The organism is Polyangium jinanense (assembly GCF_028435365.1).
The window spans coordinates 49,612-57,212 of the sequence record NZ_JAGTJJ010000066.1 but is presented as its reverse complement, the minus strand read 5'-3'; the positions used below and the strand labels follow the sequence as shown (position 1 = coordinate 57,212).

The 7,601-nt window shown below is 70.2% G+C and carries 5 protein-coding genes; 3 read left to right on the top strand and 2 right to left on the bottom strand.

The features are described 5' to 3' along the window. Positions 1–500 precede the first annotated feature (500 nt). Together KEG57_RS47425 and KEG57_RS47420 are read right to left on the bottom strand one after the other, a co-directional pair. Positions 501–1,574, bottom strand: coding sequence for a hypothetical protein (locus KEG57_RS47425; protein WP_272427600.1), 1,074 nt, complete (start codon positions 1,572–1,574; stop codon positions 501–503). A gap of 112 nt (positions 1,575–1,686) precedes the next feature. Further along, on the bottom strand, positions 1,687–3,204 hold the full coding sequence (locus KEG57_RS47420; protein WP_272427602.1) for a ferritin-like domain-containing protein: 1,518 nt from the start codon (positions 3,202–3,204) through the stop codon (positions 1,687–1,689). 148 nt (positions 3,205–3,352) lie between these two features. Between KEG57_RS47420 and KEG57_RS47415 the strand changes: the two genes are divergently transcribed. The 3 genes from KEG57_RS47415 (at position 3,353) to KEG57_RS47405 (ending at position 7,480) form a co-directional block, all read left to right on the top strand. Next, positions 3,353–4,909, top strand: a complete 1,557-nt coding sequence (locus KEG57_RS47415; protein ID WP_272427604.1) for a protein kinase domain-containing protein — start codon at positions 3,353–3,355, stop codon at positions 4,907–4,909. Positions 4,910–5,092: 183 nt separating this feature from the next. After that, a complete protein-coding gene (locus tag KEG57_RS47410; RefSeq protein WP_272459745.1) occupies positions 5,093–6,574 on the top strand; it encodes a PEGA domain-containing protein in 1,482 nt (493 codons plus the stop codon). Positions 6,575–6,637: 63 nt separating this feature from the next. Beyond that, on the top strand, positions 6,638–7,480 hold the full coding sequence (locus tag KEG57_RS47405) for a hypothetical protein (RefSeq protein WP_272427607.1): 843 nt from the start codon (positions 6,638–6,640) through the stop codon (positions 7,478–7,480). Positions 7,481–7,601 lie beyond the last annotated feature (121 nt).

Genomic DNA, 7,601 nt, shown 5'->3' with positions numbered 1-7,601 from the left:
AACTGCGCATCGCGCAGTTCATCGACCCCGGGTCCAGCGCTTGCGCTGGTCCGGGTCCAGGGGCGGATAGCCCCTGGTGGGGCCTGGGGCAACGCCCCAGCGAAGCGCCTCCCAGATGGAGCGCGACGCGCCTTGCGCGCGCGCAAATCGCCCGATGGCGGCTGCTCGGTGCGTGTTGCACGCGCGCAAGGCGCTCCAAACGATCTGCGCGGCGTGCCTTGCACGTGCTCGAGGGACGTCGAGCACGCGGCGCGGGAGCGCTTGCGCGTGTCCCAGCGTCGCCGTGACGTGTTCCTGCGGCCCTTGCATCGACGCAAGCGCACGGATCACCGCGTCACAGCCGCGCCTGCTCCGGTGCATCCCGCGCTGTGCACGTGTCCCGGGCGCCTTCGCGCCGGTGCAAGGACGACCGCGCAACCGCTCGCGCTCGCTTTGCGTTCGTGCTGCCGCGGGCGCCGCTCCTGCCCCACCTCGCGAGAGCAAGAATCAGTCGGACAGAGCTACCGCCGGCCCCAGAATGCCACGAGGTCCGGCAGCGCGGTCGTCGAGAATTGAATGAGGTGCAGCATGTGCGTATAGGGCCCGGTGCCGCCGTACCCGCGCACGTGCAGCTCCCCGCGGTGCGCCTCGGTGAGCGGCTCGAGCGGCTTCATGTACGCGTTCGGGACGACGTGTTTCATCGCCGGCACGTTCGGCAAGGGCTGAAAGACGTTCGTCGGCGTGCGCGTGACGCCCACCGATTCGAGCACGAAATCGGTCGTGCGATGCGCGTTGTGATAGCCGTACGTCTCGATCTCCGAGTGCACGATCGAGAGCAGGACCTTGCTCTCCACGGCCTTTTTCGCGAATCGGCGGGTGGGCTCGATTTGATCTTGCTTGAGCGCCTTCGAGTGCGGGTCGTATCCGCAATGAATGGAGTCGACGAGGACGATCGCGTTGATCCGATCGAAAAACTCTTCGTGCTGGAGGATCTTGATGATGCCGCCGTAGCCCGAGCTCCAGGCCGAGAGGCCGATGCGGCGCAGGCGGGCATTCTTCAATCCACGCGCGACCATGACGTCCTGCGCGCGGGAGAGGATGAGCCGGAGGCCCGCGGGATTGGCGAACCTGTCCTCGTAGACGCCCGAGCCGACGCCGAGGTTCAGGATGGCCACGACGGCGTTGACGCCCGCGAATCCGTAGTTTTCCTCGACGAGGTCGGTGTTGCCGTTGAGGTGCAGGACGAGGTCGTACTGGCCGTCCTCCGACGACCACGACGGCGGGAACATCAAGAGCCCACCAGCGAGCGGCGCGCGCCAGGAACGATCGAAATGGGCGTCCGCTCGTTCGCCCGGCCTCGCGGGCGCGACAGGCGGAGGCGCGGGCGGCGTTTCCTGGGCGAGCACCGCGGGCACCGTCGCGGCTGATGCGCTCGCAGGCGGGGGCGCAGGCGCGGGCGGGGAAAGCGGCGCCTCGACCTGCACGGCCGCCGAGGCCATGGGCGCCGATCGCGAGCCCAGCGACAAGGCCGCGAGCCCCATCGCGAGGAGCGCGAGGCCGCCGAGGGCCATAGGGGCGCGGGCACGGCGAAGCATGCGGTCAGAGACCAGCAGACCGGATTTTTCGCGCTTGTGTCAAGGGAGAAACGCGCGGCTATGGGCTTTGAACCACAGAGCCGCGCGGCGTCAGGAGCGCGCGCGGAGCGGCTCAGGCATTGAGGTCGGCCGAGACGATCGACGCGGCGACGGGCGCGAGGAGCGCGTCGGTGCAGGGACGCACGACGTCACGCAAAGCCTGCCGGCGGAGGGCGCCAAGTTGCTTGGAGGACAAAAGGCCGACGTCCTCGGCCACGACGGCGCGTCGGATCGACGGGTCTGCGGACGCGGCCTCGATCGCCCGATCGAACGTGGCGCGGGCGAAGCGGCGCGTGTCCTCGTCGGCGCCGGCGAGCAGGAATCGCAAGGTGCGCCAGGCGAGCTCGGCGTGACGCTGCTCGTCCTCGGCGATCCGGGCGTGGACCTCGCGCAGGACGGGATCACGCACCATCCCCGCGAGCGCGAGCGCCTCGGCCGCGCCGATCGTCTCGCCCACGCAGGCCTCCTCGATGAGGGAGCCGAGCACCACGCGGAGATCCGTGTCGAGCGGGACCCCCGTGAGATCGAGCTTCGAGGGGCCGATCGGGCGATCCGCATACCGGCTCGCGAGGGCATACCCGACGCGGGCGTGCTCGACCTCGTCGGCGGCGGCCTGTTGCGCGGCGAAGAGCAGGTCGGGCGGCGCGCCGAGGGCCATGAGCTGGAGGGTGAAACGCGCGAAGCTCGCGACGGACGCGTGTTCGAGCGCGGCGATCTCGGTCCACGCCTCGGCGAGCGCGGTCCGCACGGCTGGATCGAGCGTCTCGGTGTCGGGCGTGATCGAAGCGAGGATCCAGTCGACGCGGGCCGAGGCGGGCGCGGTGCGGGCCGCGCCGGCGACGAGCAAGGGCCTGCCGATCGCGCAGTTTTGCGTCTCGCAGTTGAACGTGCCGGCCTCGCCGACCGTGCTGTACGGGAGCGTCGCGCAAGAAGAGCCGGCCATGCAATCGGCATCGACGCGACACGTGTCCGTGTCCGCGCGGCATGCGAGGCCGATCTGCTGGAAGCAGCCGTCGTTGAACGAGGTGATGCCACACTCGCCGCTCGCGCAATCGGCGTCGGTCGCGCATTTCGCGATGGCCGAACAGCGCGACCAGGCGACGTCATTCTCGACGACGCCCTGACAGACGCAGACCGAATCGGCGCCGCACTCGGCGTCGTTCGCGCACGAGTACACGCAGCCGCAGGAGGGCCCGGGGACTTCGAAGTTCCCGTCGTGGTGGATGCACTTGCCATGGGGCTTGGCCGTGCAATCGGCGTCCGACGTGCAGTCCTTGTACATCTCGGTGCCTTCGCAGGCGGCCGCGTTGATCGTGGGATCACACGCGACGGCCGCGGCGCGATGGATCGTGCCGTCGTCGCAGCGCACGTAGCCGCTGTCGGAACCGTCCGCGAGCAGAATGGGCGTCCCGCCGACGCAACCGGATGAACCGCCGCTGCTCGTGCTCGAGCTCGTGCTCGAGCTCGTGCTCGAGCCCCCGGAACCACCCTCGCCGCCGCCCTCCACGGTCGATCCGCATGCGATGGCGGAGAGGCCGAGGGCGGCGAAAATCGAGAGGCGCAACGAAAGAAAAGCAAGCCGATCGTGCATGAGAAGTTCCTCCTCTGAAGTGGAGAGCCCGATGGTACGGCGGCCGGCGCCGCAAAGGAAGGATGGATGATGTCGAGATCCGGCGCACGCTCGCGCCCGCATCGAAAGCTCGCGCGCCGGCGCGGCGGGCGCTACCCTCGCGCGCCGTATGCTGAAAGCTTCCGACGTGGTGGCGGGTCGCTTCGAGATCGAAGCCGTGCTCGGCGAGGGCGGCATGGGCATCGTGTATCGCGCCCACGATCTGAAGCTCGCTCGGAAGGTCGCCCTGAAGACGCTCGCAGCCGGCGACGAGGAGGCCGCGGCGAGGGCGCTGCGCGAGGCACGGGCCGTCGCGGCGCTCGATCACCCGAACGCGATCGCCATCTACGACGCAGGCGAATGGGAAGGGCAGCCGTTCATCGCGATGGAGCTCGTCGAAGGCGAGACGCTGCGCGCGTACGTCGGCGATCCGAGCGTGCCCGTCCGCCGCAAGATCCGCTGGCTCGTCGACGTGGCCCGCACGCTCGCGGCCGCGCATCGGGCGGGGATCGTGCACCGGGACATCAAGCCGGAGAACGTGATGGTCCGGCGCGACGGGCGGGTGAAGGTGCTCGACTTCGGCATTGCGCGGCGCAGCCAGGCGCCCGTGGATCCCGCGGGCCCGACGGCGAAGCCAAACGCGCCGTCGCTCGCCACGAAGGGCGGCGTGAGCGGGACGCCGATGTACATGGCGCCCGAGCAGGTGCGCGGGAAGGCGGCGGACGGGCGGACGGATCAGTTCTCGTGGGCCGTGCTCGGCTACGAGCTCTGCGAGGGGACGAGGCCGTGGGACGCGCACGACGCGCTCTCGATCGTGGCGGCGATGATGTCGGAGCCGCCGCGGCCGATGCAAGCCGAGGGCGTGCCCGCGGCGCTGCGCGAGGTCCTCGGCCGCGCGCTCGGGCGTTTGCCGGCGGAGCGATACGGATCGATGGACGACATCGTCGAGTTGCTCGAGCCGCTCGCGGAGGAGGCGGATTCGAAGGGGCCGAAGGGCGAGCTGCGCGTGGCCCCACGGCCTTCGCCCGGTTCGATCACGGCGGGGCGTTACTCCACGCAGGAGCTCGGGCAGGCGATCGCGCTGGCGCTCGAGCGCAAGGCGAAGATGGAGGCGGAGGGGCGCAAGTACGCGTATGCGGATCTCGCGGCGGCGGCGCGGGAAGTCGGAGTCGAGGAGGGGGAGCTGCGCGCGGCGCTTCTGGCGCTGCGGCCGGCGCTCGATCCGGTCTCGCCGGCGACGCCTCCGGCCCCGGCGGAGGGGCAGACCGCGCGGCGGGCCCGTCAAAAGCAGAAGCTCGTCCGGCACGCGGCGATGTGGGGCGTCTTCAGCGTGTTTTTTTTCCTGCTCGACATGCTGACGGCAGGAGGCGTGTGGTGGTTTTTCCCGGTACTCGGCTGGGGCGTGGGGCTCGCCGCGCACGCGGTGAAGTATCTGACCCCGGTGGATCCCACCCCCGAGGAGGAAGCCGAGCTGCGCCTGCGACAGGAGATCCGGCGGGAGAAGCTCGCGCGAAAGCGCGGGGGAGAGCGCATGCGGATCGCGGCCGGGGGCAAACGTGTCGAGGAGCTCCCGCGGCCCGAGAAGGACGCGCGGGAGGCAGAGGAGGTCGCGGAGCTCGCGGCGCTCGCCGAGGAAGAAGCAGGCCAGCGGGCGGCGCGCGGCGAAGGGCGGCGCCGGGCACGTTGAAATACGAGAACGATAATGGGGAGACAAACCGGCACCGAAATATTCTTCTGTCATGAAACACGCCGCCGATTGACTGGAAGGTCGAGCGACCGGGGACCGACGACGCGGACGGAAGTGTACGGCACGGAAAGGGCGTACCTTTTTTCTTGTGAACGGCGCGGGGGTGCGTTCCAATGCTGGCGCATGGAACGACGATGGGCTCGGCCGGACGGTGAGGTCCGGCGTACAACGAACCAAGGGCGCGCGGCGTGGGCCGCGCTCGGGCTCGCGGCAGCACTGGCGAGCGTTACATCTCCCGCCGCAGCGGACGCACCGAAGTCGAGTGGGGCATTACCCGCGAAGCCGACGGCGCCGGCCGCGCCGCCCGCGGCGCCCCCGGCCGCAAAGGCGCAGGCCGCCCCGGCGGCTCCGCCGGCGGCGCCTCCCGCCGCTGCGCCCGCTGCGCCTCCGGCAGGTGCAAAAGCACAGGCCGCGCCCCCCGCGGCGCCTCCGGCCGCGCCGCCGGCAGGCGCAAAGGCACAGGCTACGCCCCCCGCCGCGCCGCCCGCAGGCGCAAAGGCACCGGCCGCGCCTCCCGCCGCGCCGCCTGCTGCGCCGCCGGCAGGCGCAAAGGCACAGGCTACGCCCCCCGCTGCTGCGCCTCCGGCGTCGCCGCCGGGGACAAAGGCCCCCGCCGCGCCGGCGGATGCAAAGGCGCAAGCTGGGACGCCGGACCAGAAAAAGGATGCCGCGCCCGCCGACGCAAAGGCGCAGGCCGGGGCCGATGCAAAGGCGCCGGCTGAGCCGCCTGCGGATCCGCAGAAGGAAGCGGCGAAGAAATTGGAGGAGGGTCTGCGGGCGCAGAAAGCCGGCCAGCACGGCAAGGCCCGCGAGGCGCTCGACGCTGCGTTCCGGCTCAAGCCAAACGCGGAGATTGCACTCGCCCTGGCGCGCTCCGAGATGCAGCTCGGAACGCCGCGCGACGCGGCCGAGCACCTCGCGTATTTCCTGCGCGAGGGCCAGGCGGCGAAGCCCGAGGACCGTCAGGCGGCCGAGAAGATGTTCGCCGAGGCGAAGTCCAAGGTCGGCACGCTGATCGTGAGCGTCGACCAGGACGGGGCCGAGGTGAAGGTCGATGGCAAGCCGGTCGGGACGTCGCCGCTGAGCGGCGCGGTCTTCGTGGAGCCCGGCCCGCGGATCCTCACGGCGCGCAAGGAAGGGATGCCGGAGGCCAAAAAAGAGCTCACGGTCGCGGCCGGCGCCGAGAGCACGGTGCCGCTCGTGGTCACGCCCCCGCCGCCGCCCCCCCTGGCGAAACCCACGCCCCCGCCGCCGCCCCCGCCGCCGGCGCGGAACAAGACGCTGATCCTCGCAGGCGCGGGCATTGCGGGCGGGCTCGCGCTCGTGAGCCTCGGGACGTTCATTGGGTACTCGGTCGTCGAATCGGGGAGCTTTGACACCTGGGAGGCGAATCAGTGCACGCGAGCGAATCAGCAATGCGTGAATGACTTCAAGGACGCGCAAGGGACCAGCACGGCGCTCGGGACCACGTCCCTCATCACGTTGATCGGCGCGGGGGTCGTTGGCGCCGGTACGGCGGTGTACGCATTGACGGGCAAGCAATCGCAGCCTTCTGCGTCCTTCCACGTGACGCCCGGCGGTGTCGTGGTGAAGGGGAGCTTTTGATCGAGGGCTGATGCCCCGACGAACGAGAGGTTGGAATCCCCAATGAAGCGGTATGGATCATCGATGACCTTGGCTTTGGCTCTCGGCGCGTTCATGGCGGCGCTGGGAGGCTGTCCCTCCGAGGACCCGCTGCCGCCGGACACGACGGGCGGCGCGGGCAACGGCGGCTCGGGCGGGATGGCGTCGAGCTGCGGCGACGGCGTCCTCGACATGGGCGAGACGTGCGACGACGGGAACAACGCCGACGGCGACGGCTGCTCGGCCTGCGCGGTGGACGCGTGCTACACGTGTGATGCGAATGCGCCGAGCGCTTGCACGCCGAAGGCCGCGGGCGACGCGTGTGAAGACACCAAGATCTGCAACGCGACGGGCCAGTGCGTCGAGTGCATCGACAATGCCCAGTGCGGCGGCGGGTATTGCTTCCAGGATGCGTGCGCGTCCTGCGATGATAACGAGAAGAACGGCGACGAGTCCGACGTCGATTGCGGCGGTACGCATTGCGGACTGTGTGACCAGGGCAAGACGTGCGTCGCGGGTGCGGATTGCACGTCGACGTTCTGCGCGGATGGCGTTTGCTGTAGCGCCGCATGCGACGGCGCATGTTCCGCGTGCAACAACGCCGGGCTCGTCGGCGAGTGCAGCTTCATCGACAAGGGAGTCGATGATCCGAGTTACGGCATGGGTGAGTCGTGCCTCGCCACGGACGGCAAGACGTGCTCGGGGCTGGGGAGTTGCCTCTTGGTCGAGGGCGCGCCCTGTGCAAATGGCAACGAGTGCATCACCGCGCGGTGCGGCGATCCCGACATGGACGGGACGAAGACGTGCGTGAAGCAAAACGGCGAGCCGTGCACCGAGAACGCCGAATGCTTCAGCAACAACTGCATGGACGGCGTCTGCGCCATGTGACGTAGCCGCGGGGGCTCGACGAGCCCCCGCGCACCGTTCCTCAACCAGCCCCCCTTCGCGTCCTTCGTCTCTCTTCACGTCCGCCTGAAGCTCGGCTAGCGTCCGTCCGGAGGCCTCGAGG